At 60.9% G+C, this 13286-nt stretch carries 12 protein-coding genes; 6 read left to right on the top strand and 6 right to left on the bottom strand.

Going from position 1 to position 13286, the window contains the following annotated elements; all coding sequences use genetic code 11:
• Positions 1 to 15 precede the first annotated feature (15 nt).
• The 5 genes from fabG to fapR are packed head-to-tail and all read right to left on the bottom strand — an operon-like array spanning position 16 to position 4278.
• Complete coding sequence (gene fabG / locus JONANDRAFT_RS02240) at positions 16 to 753, bottom strand: 3-oxoacyl-[acyl-carrier-protein] reductase (RefSeq protein ID WP_008520412.1); 738 nt, start codon at positions 751 to 753, stop codon at positions 16 to 18.
• A complete protein-coding gene (gene fabD, locus JONANDRAFT_RS02235) occupies positions 750 to 1703 on the bottom strand; it encodes an ACP S-malonyltransferase (RefSeq protein ID WP_008520410.1) in 954 nt (317 codons plus the stop codon). Before fabD ends, fabG begins: the two co-directional genes overlap by 4 nt.
• Positions 1704 to 2657 (bottom strand): nitronate monooxygenase, encoded by a 954-nt coding sequence (locus JONANDRAFT_RS02230; RefSeq protein WP_008520408.1) that lies wholly within the window; start codon positions 2655 to 2657, stop codon positions 1704 to 1706.
• On the bottom strand, positions 2654 to 3688 hold the full coding sequence (gene plsX, locus JONANDRAFT_RS02225) for a phosphate acyltransferase PlsX (protein ID WP_008520407.1): 1035 nt from the start codon (positions 3686 to 3688) through the stop codon (positions 2654 to 2656). The genes JONANDRAFT_RS02230 and plsX overlap by 4 nt, the downstream gene beginning before the upstream one ends.
• Positions 3685 to 4278: a transcription factor FapR gene (fapR, locus tag JONANDRAFT_RS02220; protein WP_008522603.1), complete on the bottom strand. Its 594-nt coding sequence runs from the start codon at positions 4276 to 4278 to the stop codon at positions 3685 to 3687. The genes plsX and fapR overlap by 4 nt, the downstream gene beginning before the upstream one ends.
• A 206-nt stretch (positions 4279 to 4484) precedes the next feature.
• Here fapR and JONANDRAFT_RS02215 point away from each other — a divergent pair, with 206 nt between their 5' ends.
• From JONANDRAFT_RS02215 to JONANDRAFT_RS02205, 3 genes are read left to right on the top strand one after another with little or no spacing between them, the layout of a single operon-like run.
• Positions 4485 to 5096 carry a TetR/AcrR family transcriptional regulator gene (locus JONANDRAFT_RS02215; protein ID WP_155801281.1) on the top strand — a complete coding sequence of 204 codons (612 nt, stop codon included), beginning with the start codon at positions 4485 to 4487 and terminating at the stop codon, positions 5094 to 5096.
• Between the two features lie 18 nt (positions 5097 to 5114).
• The gene (locus JONANDRAFT_RS02210) at positions 5115 to 6920 is read left to right on the top strand and encodes an ABC transporter ATP-binding protein (protein WP_008520401.1); all 1806 of its coding nucleotides are present in this window, start codon (positions 5115 to 5117) and stop codon (positions 6918 to 6920) included.
• The gene (locus JONANDRAFT_RS02205) at positions 6917 to 8668 is read left to right on the top strand and encodes an ABC transporter ATP-binding protein (RefSeq protein WP_008520399.1); all 1752 of its coding nucleotides are present in this window, start codon (positions 6917 to 6919) and stop codon (positions 8666 to 8668) included. The genes JONANDRAFT_RS02210 and JONANDRAFT_RS02205 overlap by 4 nt, the downstream gene beginning before the upstream one ends.
• A gap of 97 nt (positions 8669 to 8765) precedes the next feature.
• Here the strand turns inward: JONANDRAFT_RS02205 and JONANDRAFT_RS02200 are convergent, their stop codons facing one another.
• Positions 8766 to 9962, bottom strand: coding sequence for a pyridoxal phosphate-dependent aminotransferase (locus JONANDRAFT_RS02200; protein ID WP_008522601.1), 1197 nt, complete (start codon positions 9960 to 9962; stop codon positions 8766 to 8768).
• Positions 9963 to 10377: 415 nt separating this feature from the next.
• Here JONANDRAFT_RS02200 and JONANDRAFT_RS02195 point away from each other — a divergent pair, with 415 nt between their 5' ends.
• Genes JONANDRAFT_RS02195 through JONANDRAFT_RS02185 form a run of 3 tightly spaced genes read left to right on the top strand, consistent with a single transcriptional unit; the run spans position 10378 to position 13241 of the window.
• Entirely contained in the window at positions 10378 to 11433 is a 1056-nt protein-coding gene (locus JONANDRAFT_RS02195; protein WP_008522600.1) for an ABC transporter permease, read from the top strand.
• A complete protein-coding gene (locus JONANDRAFT_RS02190; RefSeq protein WP_008520389.1) occupies positions 11430 to 12188 on the top strand; it encodes an ABC transporter ATP-binding protein in 759 nt (252 codons plus the stop codon). Before JONANDRAFT_RS02195 ends, JONANDRAFT_RS02190 begins: the two co-directional genes overlap by 4 nt.
• A gap of 48 nt (positions 12189 to 12236) precedes the next feature.
• Positions 12237 to 13241 carry an ABC transporter substrate-binding protein gene (locus tag JONANDRAFT_RS02185; RefSeq protein WP_008520387.1) on the top strand — a complete coding sequence of 335 codons (1005 nt, stop codon included), beginning with the start codon at positions 12237 to 12239 and terminating at the stop codon, positions 13239 to 13241.
• Positions 13242 to 13286 lie beyond the last annotated feature (45 nt).

Genomic DNA, 13286 nt, shown 5'->3' with positions numbered 1-13286 from the left:
GGGTGATGAACTTGTTTATTGCATCGTCATGCCGCCGTTAACGGCTAAGACTTGCCCTGTGATAAACGCCGCCGCGTCTGAGACGAGAAACGCCACAGCAGACGCGACGTCCTCCGGCTGACCTGCCCGGCCAAGCGGCGTGCTCGCCAGCATTTGATCCTTGAGTTCCTGCGACAGGCCGGCGGTCATGTCCGTCTCGATAAACCCGGGCGCCACGCAGTTGAACGTCACGTTCCGGCCGCCGTACTCCCGCGCCGCGGAACGGGTGAGCCCGATGGCCCCAGCCTTGGCCGCCGCGTAGTTGGCCTGCCCGGCGTTGCCGGCCAGCCCGACGACGGACGTAATCGTCACGACCCGACCCCACCGCGCCTTCGTCATGCCCTTGAGGGCTTCTCTCGTACAGTAAAACACCGACGTCAGGTCCGCGTCAAGGACCGTTTTCCAGTCCTCGTCCCTCATGCGCATCACTAATCCGTCCTTCGTCGCGCCGGCGTTGTTGACCAGAATTTCAGGGCTGCCCATCCGCGACTTGATCAGGCCGAACATCTCGGCAACCTGAGACGAATCGGTCAGGTCGGCGCCGAAAATCTCCGCTTCGCCGCCGGATGTGCGAATCTGCTGAGCCGTTTCTTCGGCGCCGGCTGCAGACGACCGATAATGAAGGGCGATCCGGCAGCCGTCCTGGGCCAAACGCAAAGCGATGGCCCTGCCTATGCCGCGTCCGGCTCCTGTGACCAGAGCCAGACGGCTCACTCCTGATCCTCCGACGCGACGAACTCAGCGACCCGGCTCAGGTCTCCGGCGGTTTCGACTGACAGGCAGGAAGCGTCCTTCTGAATTTTCTTGATCATCCCAGAAAGGACCTTGCCGGGGCCGATCTCGACAAACCGGCTGACGCCTAAGCCGCACATGGTTCGGACCGACTTAACCCACTGAACCGGGCTGTAGGTCTGCTCGTACAGCCCGTCCCGGATATCCGAAACAGAGCTGACCAGCTGACCGGACACGTTGGCCACCAGAGGAAACGCCCCCTGATTCCACGTGCAGGCCTTCATGGACTCGGCTAGCCGATCGGCCACAGGCCGCATCAGAGAGCAGTGGAACGGCGCGCTGACGTTGAGCATGACGGCCCGACGGGCGCCCCGCTGCGTCGCCAGATCGGCGGCCCGCTTGACGGCTTCCGTTTCGCCGGAAATGACCAACTGAACAGGCGTGTTGTAGTTCGCCGGCTCGCAGACCGACGCTTTCCCGACCTCTGAGCAGATGATCTCCACCTGATCCGGGTCCATGCCCATAATGGCGGCCATGGCTCCCTGCCCTTCGGGAGCCGCTTCCTGCATGAACGAGCCGCGGCTGTGAACCAGCCGTACCCCGTCGGCCAGCGACAGGACGCCGCTCGCCACAAGGGCCGTGTACTCGCCCAGACTGTGGCCGGCGACGCACTCGGGCGACAGTTTGACGCCGCAGTCGACGGTCAGAGCCCGGTAAAGGGCGATGCTCGTGACGAGAATAGCCGGCTGGGTGTAAGCCGTCAGGGTCAGACGCTCCTCCGGACCGTTGAAGATGATGTCGCTGAGCTTAAAGCCCAGCGCGTTATCGGCCTCGCTGAACGCCGCCTTTGCTGCCGGATACGTCCCGCACAGGTCGGAGCCCATGCCGACGTTCTGCGAACCCTGCCCCGGGAATATCAGCGCGTATTTCATCTATTCCACCTCCGAAACTGCCGTCCCAAGGGACGACAAGATCTGCTGGGCCTCCCGCGTCATCTGGGAGATGATCTGAGCCGCGGGAAGGATATCGTTCACGAGGGCGGCGGACTGGCCGGCCATTACCGACCCCATCACCACGTCGCCGTCCACAACGGCCGCCCGAAGCCGGCCGGTACCGAACTTCTCAAGGTCCTCAACCGGCGCGTGGTCAAACTCCATTTTCTGAAACGCCTGGGTCAGTTTGTTCTTAATGCACCGAACGGGATGCCCTGTGCTCTGCCCAGTCACCTCGGTGGCCCGCTCCCGGGACTTGACGAACGCCTCTTTAAACGCCGGGTGAGCGGTGCACTCGTCGCAGCAGACAAAACGCGTTCCAAGCTGGACGCCTGACGCGCCCAAGGCGAACGCCGCGGCCATTCCGGCCCCGTCGGCAATTCCGCCGGCGCAGACGACAGGAATGGAGACGGCGCGGACGACCATCGGGGTCAGCACCATGGACGTCAGCTCGCCGATGTGGCCGCCGGCTTCCATACCCTCGGCGATCACCGCGTCGGCGCCCTGCTTCTCCACCCGCCGGGCCAGAGTCCCAGTCGGAACGACCGGCATGACGATCGTTCCCAGCGGCTTGAGGCGCTCGAGCACCTTGCCGGGCGATCCGGCGCCGGTGGTGACGATCGGCACGCGGTGAAGAGCCGCCAGTTCCAGCGCGTCGTCGGCCGTCGGGGACATCAGCATGATGTTCAGCCCAAACGGCTTGTCGGTGAGCTTTCTCACCTTGATGAGTTCCTGTTCCAGAATTTCCGGCGGCGTCGCGCCGGCAGCGATAATTCCCAACCCGCCGCCGTTGCTCACGCCGGCTGCCAGCTCCGCGTTGGCCACCCAGGCCATGGCGCCTTGGATAACAGGATATTTAATTCCCAAAAGCTTCGTCAGTCTCTCTCCGATCATTCGGCCTCCAGCCTCTCTTTCGTCCTATCTGCTTCGTCCGAAGCGTCCGATCCGGCCCTGCGCCGAATGACGCCCACAATATCCCCCTGAACAGCCCGAACCGCCGCGTCCATCGCGCTGGTGATCGCCGGGGCCTTTGACCGGCCGTGGGCTTTCACCACGACCCCGTCCACGCCCAACAGCGGCGAACCGCCGTAGCGCTGATAGTCGAGCTTCGCCTTCAGGCGGCGGGCCCCAAAATAACACAGTCCGAGCCCAATTTTCCCCAAGAGACCTGAGAGCACCTCGTCCTTGATCAGCTGCATGCCGTAAGACACCAGCCCTTCAAAGGACTTCAGCATGATGTTGCCGGTGAACCCGTCGGCCACCACCACGTCGGCTTTGCCGAACGTGACCTCGTTGGGCTCGATGTACCCGCCGAAGTTTACCGTCTTGTCGGCCGACAGGGCTTCGCGAGCCAAAGCGATGACGTCGTCGCCTTTAATCTCCTCCGAGCCGTTGGACAGCAGGCAGACCCGCGGCGCGTTCAGCTCCATCTGAGAAGTCATATAGGCCGAGCCCATTCGGGCGAACTGACACAGCGTCTCGGGCTTGCACCGAACCGTCGCGCCGCCGTCGATGAGCAGCGTCGGTTTGAGGGTCGGCAGCAAAACTCCCAACCCCGGGCGCGCGATGCCCCGAATCCGACCCACCACCAGCACGCCGCCTGCCACAATGGCCCCGGTATTCCCGGCCGACAGACACCCGTCCGCCTCGCCGGAACGAACCATCTCCATAGCCAGCCGAAGGCTGGAGCGGCGCTTTGTCCGTATCGCCTGAGACGGGTGCTCGTCCATTCCTACCGCTTCAAGCGTATGGACGACCGAAACTCTGCCGGCCGCGCCCGAAGCGTCCACATACGGCTTGATTTTTTCCTGATCGCCCACAAAAACGACGGTCAAGTCCTGATGACGCTCGCAGGCGGTCAGGACGCCGGGACAGACAACCGACGGGCCGTAGTCCCCTCCCATCGCGTCAACGGCAATTATCATAACGTTTCTCCTCCATCATGGTGTAAACCTTGAGGGTCGTGAGCCACAGCTATGAACCGGCCGACGAAAATTTCTTTTCCCTCGACAGCCGTTCTGACGCTGATAATGTACTTTCCCATTTTATGGACGCCGACTCTGGCCGTGGCAATCAGCCGATCGCCGATTTTCGCCGGAAGCCGGTACCTCACCCGGGCCGATCCGACGATGACCCAGTCAGCTTCGACAACCGCAATTGCCAGAGCGCTTGCCTGAGCGTAAATGTAATGATCCCAAATCAGGTCCGTGTGCCGAAACGCCATTTCAGCCCCGGCAATGAGCTCTGACACGGCGAATCTGTTCGGCTCCAGCTCCAGCAGCCGGCCGATAAACTCGTTCTCCCGCAGTGACCGAAGCCTGCTCACCGCCTGTTCCGCCATGGAACGAGCCCGCTCCCGAACTTCAGGCACGCCGAGCAGGATCCTATCCAGCCGAACGGTGCTCAGGCTCACGTTCAGGAGCTCCGACAGATCCTCGTCTGTGAAAAGCGGACTGCGGCGCAGCAAATCCAGCAGCTTCTGATGCCGCTCTGCCCGAGACGATACTCTGGTCATCCAGTGCCCCCCCAAAATTACAATCAACTCTCAATATCAGATGTGAAATAGTATATCAGACCGCCGCCGCCGGTCAAGAATACCCCGGCGGAGCCGCCGCCCGGTCAGATGGTCTCTTGACAATTATGTTAGCTAAAACTAATATAACAGCGTTATATCACTGAGAGGGGCGAGGAATCATCGTTCAGTCAACGCAGGAGGCGATTTTGTCCGCAGCGCGGGCGGAATTCAGTCAGAAGGGGTTTCGGAACGCGTCGCTTCGTCGGATTGCCGCTCGGGCTGGCGTGACGACCGGCGCCTTGTACGGGTACTACCGGAGCAAGGACGAATTGTTCGACGCGCTGGTCGCCGTAGCTGGCGCGGAGTTTGAGGTATCACTCCGCAAGTACATCGCCGCCTTTGAGGCGTTGGACGAGCGGACTCAGCACGAGACCATGGGCCAGTCAGACCCAGAGACGTTCAGCGAGATGGTCGACTACATCGTGAGCCACAAGGCGGAGTTTCGGCTGATCCTCACGGCTGGCGGCGGAACGCGGTGGGAGCGGTATCTGGACAACCTGACGAGCATTGAGAACTCGGCGACGCGCCGCTATTTTTTCCGAATGACGTCCGCAGGGATGAAGATCACACCGGTTGACGAGCTGTTCAGCTACTCCATTTCGCGGGCGATGTTCGCCTGCATGTTCGAGATCGCCATCCGGGAGATGAACCGAGAAGAGGCGTTCGCCTACGCCCGAGCCGTGCAGAACTTTTTTGTCAGCGGCTGGCTCACGCTGATGAAAAATCCGGCGCCGGAGGCGACGCCGAAAAAGTCGTAAAGAATCGAGGTTGGTAACATGGAACAAAATGCCGCTCAAAAACCTTCTGCCGGAAAGACGTTGGCACGCCTGTTCCGCATTGCCGGATCGCTTCGGTGGTTCTTGCCCCTGTCGCTAATCCTGTCTGCCGCGGCTGCCGTCTCGTCCCTTCTGCCGCTAGCGTCCGTGTGGTACGTGCTCAATCTGGTGCTGAGCCGCTGGGGAACCGGCCAGCCGTTCGGCATCGGCCCTTGGGTCGTTCTGGCGTTTGCCGGGGCAGCCGGCGGGGTGGTCCTGTCGTTTCTGTCAGCGTACTGTTCCCACCTGACAGCGTTCCGCGTGGAAAAACAGCTTCGGTTCGACGCCATGTCCCGGCTGATGTCCCTTCCCTTAGGGTTCGTTCAGGCCACGACGAGCGGAAACCTGCAGAAGGTGATCAACGAGAACGCGTCGCTGACCCACTCGCTGCTCGCCCACCTGCTGCCGGACGTGGCGGGGACCTTAGCGTCCCTTCTCACAGGGCTGATCTTCTTGGTCTACTTCGACTTCCGGCTTGGCCTGATCTGCTTCATTCCGCTGGCCGTCGGGTTCTGGTTCCTCGCCCACATGAACGACTACATGAAGGATCAGTCGATGAGCAAGTACATGGACGCGCTTCAGTCGATGAACGGCGCGGCAGTCGAATACATCCGAGGCATTCCGGTCATCAAGACGTTCCAGCAGACCGTCCACTCGTTTCGGAAGTTCAAAGCGTCAGTCGAGGCCTATTATCACTTCGTCAATCAGTACGCTCTGGACTTTCGACGCCCCTACTCGTACTTCGTGACGGCTATCAACTCGCCGGTGCTGCTGCTGATCCCTGCCGCGCTGTTTTTAGCCGGCCGGAGTTCCGACCCCAAGCAGCTGGTCGCGTCGGTAATTTTTTACTGCCTCTTGACGCCAGCCCTGTCAGTTTCGATATCAAAGATCATGTACGCCTCCGAGAACGTCTCCTTGGCCATCGAGGCGGTCAACCGTATCGACCAGGCTCTGAACGCTTCTCCCCTGTCGGTTCCCTCGGCCCCCCGCCGGCCGTCGGGATTTGACTTGGAGTTCCGCGACGTCTGGTTCACCTACCCGGGAACAACTCGGCCAGCCCTGCGGGGCGTGAGCTTCCACCTGCCGCAGGGGCAGGTCTGGGCGCTGGTGGGACCGTCGGGCGGCGGAAAAAGCACAATCGCGAGTCTGGCGGCCCGATTCTGGGATCCAGACAAGGGCGACGTGCTTTTAGGCGGAGAACCCGAACGGGAGATGGACCCGAAAGAGCTGATGAGCCATATCGGCCTAGTCTTCCAGAACGACCGGCTGTTCAAGACGTCGATTCGAAACAATATCCTTGCCGCCCGGCCGGACGCTGGCGAGGCGGAAGCATTGAAGGCGGCGAGCAGCGCCCAGTGCGGCGACATCTTGGAGAAACTGCCCCAGGGCCTCGATACGGTCATCGGCGCCGGAGGAGTCTACTTGTCCGGCGGCGAGACTCAGCGTATCGCTCTGGCGCGAATGATCGCCAAGGACGCGCCGGTCGTGATTCTGGACGAGGCGACCGCGTTCGCCGACCCAGAAAATGAGGCACAGATACAGAAAGCCCTCACGGAACTCGCGCGGGATAAGACGACGCTGATGATCGCTCACCGGCTCTCGTCGGTCCGAAACGCCGACAGGATTCTAGTGATCGACGACGGACAGATCGCCGAGTCGGGAACCCACGACGAACTGCTCGCTTCCGGCGGGCTGTACGCCAAGATGTGGGCCGAGTACCAGAAAGCGGCCCAGTGGAAAGTGGCTAGCGAGGAGGCCTCAAGATGATCCGGCATATGCAGCGTCTGTTCGCCCTCTCCCGCACGGGAGTTTGGGGCATGCTCCGCGCGTCGCTGTGGGCAGCCTTAGCTAACCTGTCGTTCATGATCGCTCCGGGCCTCGTGGCTCTGGCCTTCATCGCTCTGCTGAACTTCCTTTACGGTGCTTCTCCCGTCCCAGCCTTCGCCTGGGCCCAGTACGCGCTCTACTCGGCCGTCGCCGTCGCCGTCATCTGCCTGATTCAGTTCGGCCTGTACCAGTCGACGTTCATCACGACCTATAAAGAAAGCGCCAGCCGACGAATCTCTTTGGCCGAGAAGCTGCGCCAGCTCCCGCTGTCGTTTTTCAGCCAGCGAAACCTGAGCGACCTGACGACCACGATCATGAACGACTGCGCCGAGCTGGAGCAGCTTTACAGCCACTGCGTGCCCCAGCTGCTGGGTTCGGCCCTCTCCACGCTGATCATCGTGGTCGGCCTATTGTCGTTTGACTGGCGCATGGGACTGGCCGTCCTGTGGCCTCTGCCGGCGGCGGTTTGGATTCTGCTGGCCGGACGAAGCAAGCTGGGAAAGAAAAACCGCCAGTTCAAGGAGGCGACGCTGAGCAGGAACGAGGCGTTCCAAGAGGGCATTGAGACCTTCGCCACGATCAAGTCCTGCGGCTTTGAGGACCGATACCTGAGCGGACTGAAAGAGAAGCTCGATGTGGCCGAAACTCTCCAGATGTCGGCCGAATGGCTCGGCGGGACGATGGTCAAGACTGCTGAAGCGGTCCTGCGGCTCGGGCTCGTGTCCACCCTGCTGACGGGCGTCTGGCTGCTGTCAGAGGGAACTCTCGGCCTGTGGGAGTTCGTCGTCTTCCTCACCGTCGCCAGCCGCATCTATGACCCGCTAGCCTCCGAGATGGTTTTCATCGCCCACCTGCTGTTCGTCTCCGAGCCGATCGCCCGGACGAAACAGATTGACGACGAGCCGGCCATGACCGGCCGAGAATCGTTCCGGCCCGACCGGTTCGACCTGTCGTTTGACGACGTGTCGTTCAGCTACGGCTCCGCGCCGGTGCTGCGTCACGTCACCTTCACGGCCAAGCAAGGCCAAGTGACCGCGCTGGTCGGCCCGTCGGGCGGCGGCAAGAGCACGACTGCCCGTCTGGCGGCTCGCTTCTGGGACGTCTCCTCGGGCCGGGTCTGCCTCGGCGGAACCGACGTGCGTGAGATATCGCCTGAAACGCTGCTGGCCCACTTCGCCATCGTCTTTCAGGACGTCGTCCTGTTCGACGACACGGTGCTGGAAAACATTCGACTGGGCCGCCGAGACGCCTCAGACGAGGAAGTCTTAGCCGCGGCGAAGGCCGCCCAGTGCGACGAGTTTGTGGCCAAAATGCCCAACGGCTATCAAACCGTTCTGGGCGAAAACGGTTCCCGCCTCTCTGGCGGCCAGCGGCAGCGAATTTCTATCGCCCGGGCACTCCTCAAGGACGCCCCGATCATCATCTTGGACGAGGCGACCGCGTCCCTTGACCCCGAAAGCGAGACGGCCGTTCAGGAGGCCATTGGCCGGCTGATCAGAAACAAGACCGCTCTGGTCATCGCTCACCGGCTGAGGACCGTGGCCGGCGCCGATAAGATCGTCGTCCTCTCAGACGGGCAGATTGCCGAGCAGGGGACGCCGGACGAACTTCTGAAAGCCGGCGGCACCTTCGCTGCCATGGCCGGCCGTCAGACATCCCAAAGCGGCTGGTCCATCGGCCGAAAATAAGTCCTCTGCCCCGCTGGAAACGCAAAAAAGGTCCGAAACATCCGTTTGGATGTTCCGGACCTTTTTATTTTCGATGATCTGTCCTGTACTCCGAAACCTAGCAGGTCCTGCCGGGATAGACGGCCAGAGCTTTTTTGAGCAGTTCGGCGGCCCGAAGGAGATCCGCCTCCTTCAGGACGTAGGCGACTCGGGCCTCGTGAACGCCCTTGCCCGGCGTGCCGTAGAAGCCGGCGCCGGGAGCCAGCATCACCGTCTCGCCGGCGTCTTGGAACTCCTCCAGAAGCCACTTGGCGAACTTCTCGCTGTCGTCAACCGGCAGGGTAACCATCATGTAGAACGCGCCGCTGGGCATTGGACACTTAACGCCCGGGATAGCCATCAGAGCCTTGTGCAGCGTGTCGCGGCGATGGCGGTACTCGTCGTTGACCGACTTTAAGTACGTGTCGGCCGTGTGCAGGTACATTGCCTCAGCGCCGATCTGCTCCAGCGACGGCACGCAAAGCCGAGCCTGACAGTACTTCATGCTTTGGGCAATCAGCTCTTTGTTGTGGGAGAGCAGCGCTCCGATACGGGCGCCGCAGGCGCTGTAACGTTTGGACACCGAGTCGACGATGAGCACCTGATCCCGAATATCGTCGAACGACGCCATACTGGTGTAGGAGCCCTCGTACACGAACTCGCGGTACACCTCGTCGGCCAGCACAAACAGGCCCCGATCCTTGACGATTTTGGCCAGCCGCTTCAGCTCATCGGCCGTGTAGACCGAGCCGGTCGGGTTGCCCGGGTTCGTCAGGATCACCAGCTTCGTCTTGTCGGTCAGGCTGGCGAGGATGGTCTTATCGTCCGGCAGGTGATATCCCGTCTCCGGGTCGGTGGCGACGGCTCTCGGCGTCACGTTGAACGCCTTGGCCAGCGACGAGTAGTTGGCGTAGTACGGCTCAAACACGAGGATTTCGTCGCCCGGGTCGCAGACGGACAACATAGCGATAATGAGGGCCTCGGTGCCGCCGTGCGTGACGATGATCTCTTCAGGCGAGTACGGAATGTTCCACTTGGCATAGTACTTGGAGATGGCTTCCCGCAGCGGCTTTTCGCCCTGCGAGTTCGTGTACGCCACGGTCGTCAGCTTCGCCTCGCGGATCGCCTTGAAGTAGACGTCCGACGTGGCGATGTCGGGCTGGCCGATGTTCAGATGGTACACCTTCACCCCTCTGCTCTTGGCCGCCTCCGCGTAGGGAGCCAGCTTGCGAATCGGCGACGCTGTGAGCTGCTGAATGCGACGGGACAGTTCCATTGAAATCTCCTCCTCTTCTTCGTATCGCCAAGACAAAAAATTGCGACAATATAGTTTCTGCGTCATAAAAAGTATATACCATTTTACCAGTTTGCACAAATGAGCCTGACTGAATGGCCATCTGAACGGTAAAAATACCTTTTCTTTCAAGGCGCCGTTCCCCAGCAGAACGACTGACAGAAGGACTTCCATTCGGCAAGCTCTTTTCGTCAAGCGCCTGAAAATTTGAGGCTATCTCCCTTAATATTTATGCTTTCAACAGAAATTTATCATTTTAAGATCTTTAAAAACGCAGATAATACGTGGTTTCCCAATGGATTTTTCCACGCAATACTCTTCTGCCATTTCGGTTGACTTAGCTACCCAGTAAGCTATAATGATTATGCTGTAAATTTCACAAAGAGGTGGAAACTCCTTGAACTGTCGCACAAACCCCACAGGGGTTCTCTCGTCGCTGGACCACGGGACTTTGACGAAAGACCAACTCCGAGAACTTGAAAGCGCTCCCCTGACAAAAAAGAGGGCAGCTCTTGACCTTTTGATTCGGGCCATGCCGATATTCGCCGGACTTCTCGCCATGGCTGAATACCTGTGCCTGCCCGACCTTGAAGGCAACTCCCACACGATGACTTACGCCTATTTCCTCGGCGCGCTTATCGCCGCCGCCGCAGCCGCGTTCATCGGGTCGTTTTTCTCCCGACGGGTCTACGACCGGCTGCGCCACGGGGCGCCGTTCTACTCGCTGGTGTTCCTCCTGCTGCTGGGGTACGACTGGGTGACCTTAAAAACCGGGAAGTTCGTCCTGCCCTATTTCCCTTGGGTCGACCAGATCCTCAACGCGGCGATCGAAGACCGGCTCCAGTTGCTGGACTGCACGTGGCATTCGCTGATGCTCCTTTTCACCGGGTACTTCACCGGCGCGCTGCTCGGACTGCTCACCGGCGTCGCCTGCGGCTACAACAAGCGGGTAGATTACTGGATCGCCCCGTTCATGCGGCTTTTGGGCGCGATCCCCTCCACCACGTGGATTCCGGTTGTCATGGTTTTGGCGTCGTCGCTGTTCAAGGGGAGCGTCTTCATCATCGCGCTGGGCGTGTGGTACTCCCTCACGATCGCGACCATAACGGGGATACGGAACATCGACAAGTCGTTCTACGAGGCCGCGCGGACCCTCGGCGCCAAGACGCGGCATTTGGTGTTCCGGGTGGCCCTGCCGTTCGCCCTGCCAAATATCCTTCAAGGGCTCACTCAGGGCATGAGCAGCGCCTGCATGGCCCTGATGGTCGCCGAGATGATCGGCGTCGAGTCCGGGCTGGGCTGGTACGTGACTTGGCAGAAGAGCTGGGCCCAGTACGGTAAGATGTACGCCGCGATCGTCGTGCTGTGCGTCGTGTTCGTGGCGGTGAACTGGCTGCTGAATAAGATCAAACGGCGGCTGCTTCGCTGGCAGGAAGGGGCTGTTCAGTCATGAACGTGCTGAAGCTGGACGGCGTTTACAAGAGCTTCGCCCGGACGGAAACGGACGACGTAACCAACGCGCTGAGCAACATCAACATGACCGTGACGGACGGGGAGTTCATCTCCATCGTCGGGCCGTCGGGCTGCGGCAAGTCGACGATCCTTCGGCTTGTGGCCGGCCTCATCGTCCCCACCAGCGGAACCGTCCAGCTGAACGGCCAGCCGGTTCAGGGGCCGTCGCCTGAGCGGGGCATGGTATTCCAGAAGCCGACGCTCTTCCCCTGGATGACGGTGGAACAGAACCTGACGTTCAGCCTGAGAATGGCCGGAACGCTGGCGGGCCGGGAAGACGACGTGAACAAGCTGCTGGAAATAGCGGGCCTTTCGGACTTCCGAAACGACTTTCCGCACCAGCTGTCGGGCGGCATGGCCCAGCGATTGGCGCTGATTCGGACCATGATCAACCACCCGAACGTTTTCCTGCTGGACGAGCCGCTTGGCGCGCTGGACGCGTTCACCCGCATGAGAATGCAGGACGAGATTTTGGCCCTGTGGCGGACTTCGGGACACATGACCCTGATGGTGACCCACGACATCGACGAGGCTCTCTACATGGGCACGCGGGTTATCGTCATGGCCCCGCGCCCCGGCCGAATCCGCGAGGACATCAAAGTTGACCTGCCGTACCCGCGGAACCGCGCCGGCAACGAATTTTTAGGGTATCACGCCAAGGTTCTCGAGATGCTCGACTTTGGACGTATCGACTGAACCGAAGCGACAGCCCCCGTACGGGGAATCACAAAGGAGGAGTTCGTAATGAAGCGCATCTGCACCATCGCAGCAATGATGGCCCTCGCGGCCAGCTCGGCATTCGCCATGACTGCCGAAGAGGAGAACGAAGCTTGGAAGAAGGAACCGGCGTACAACCAGACGATCCGCGTCGGCTACAACGGCGGGCTCTGCCTTGGCACGTTCGGTATCGCCCAGGCGAAGGGCTTCTACGAGGCCGAAGGCCTGAAGACGGCTATCACGAAGTATCAGGGCGGCAGCAGCGCCCAGGGCGACGCGATCGGCACCGGCAAGATCGACTTGGCCGGCGACCATATCGCCACTCTGCTCGTCCCGGCTCTCCGGGGCGTCCGCATGGTCTTCACCGCCGGAATCCACACGGGCTGCAAGACCCTTTACGTGCTGAACACCGACGAGTACAAGTCCACCGCCGACCTGAAGGGCAAGACGATCGCCGTTCCTGACGGAATCGGCGCTTCCGATCAGAACATCACCATGCGCCTGCTGGCGGCAGACGGCATCGACCCGTTGAAGGACGTAAAGTACAAGGTCGTCGAGAGCGGCGCCGCCGTCCTGGCCCTTGAAAGCGGAGAGATTCAGGCCATCCTGCTGAGCGATCAGTTCGCCCGCCAGTTCGTCGACCAGGGCAAGATCAAGGCCATTCGTTCGATCACCACTGACCCGGACTTTGAGCGCGACTGCTGCTGCATTCACGCCGTCAACCTTGACTTCTACAAGGCAAACCCGATCACCGTCAAGAAGCTCACCCGAGCTCACGAGGCGGCCAAGAAGTTCATCTGCGAGCACCCCGACGAGGCGGTCGAGATCCTCAAGGCCAACGGCTGGGCCAGCGGCGACATCGAGCTGGTCAAGAAGATCTTCAAGACCTTCCACTACGACCTGACCGACGCCGAGACCGAGTCGACCCTCCGCCGCACCATCGCCGACTATCAGAAGTTCAACATTCTGCCCGCCGGCGACCCCGACGAAATGCTGAAGCGCGTCTGGCACCCGGTTCTTGAGGAAAACTAGTTCACAGCAAAAGAGCCGCTCCGTACGGAGCGGCTCTTTTTTTAC

The organism is Jonquetella anthropi DSM 22815 (assembly GCF_000237805.1).
In the GTDB taxonomy this organism is placed as follows: domain Bacteria; phylum Synergistota; class Synergistia; order Synergistales; family Dethiosulfovibrionaceae; genus Jonquetella; species Jonquetella anthropi.
The sequence above is the reverse complement of the archived record's forward strand: the minus strand, read 5'-3'. Positions and strand labels throughout refer to the sequence as shown.

Excerpts from the sequence above, each read along its gene's own strand:
- fabD (WP_008520410.1), bottom strand. The coding sequence starts at position 1,703 with ATGAAATACGCGCTGATATTCCCGGGGCAGGGTTCGCAGAACGTCGGC.
- JONANDRAFT_RS02230 (WP_008520408.1), bottom strand. The coding sequence starts at position 2,657 with ATGATCGGAGAGAGACTGACGAAGCTTTTGGGAATTAAATATCCTGTT.
- plsX (WP_008520407.1), bottom strand. The coding sequence starts at position 3,688 with ATGATAATTGCCGTTGACGCGATGGGAGGGGACTACGGCCCGTCGGTT.
- fapR (WP_008522603.1), bottom strand. The coding sequence starts at position 4,278 with ATGACCAGAGTATCGTCTCGGGCAGAGCGGCATCAGAAGCTGCTGGAT.
- JONANDRAFT_RS02210 (WP_008520401.1), top strand. The coding sequence starts at position 5,115 with ATGGAACAAAATGCCGCTCAAAAACCTTCTGCCGGAAAGACGTTGGCA.
- JONANDRAFT_RS02205 (WP_008520399.1), top strand. The coding sequence starts at position 6,917 with ATGATCCGGCATATGCAGCGTCTGTTCGCCCTCTCCCGCACGGGAGTT.
- JONANDRAFT_RS02200 (WP_008522601.1), bottom strand. The coding sequence starts at position 9,962 with ATGGAACTGTCCCGTCGCATTCAGCAGCTCACAGCGTCGCCGATTCGC.
- JONANDRAFT_RS02190 (WP_008520389.1), top strand. The coding sequence starts at position 11,430 with ATGAACGTGCTGAAGCTGGACGGCGTTTACAAGAGCTTCGCCCGGACG.
- JONANDRAFT_RS02185 (WP_008520387.1), top strand. The coding sequence starts at position 12,237 with ATGAAGCGCATCTGCACCATCGCAGCAATGATGGCCCTCGCGGCCAGC.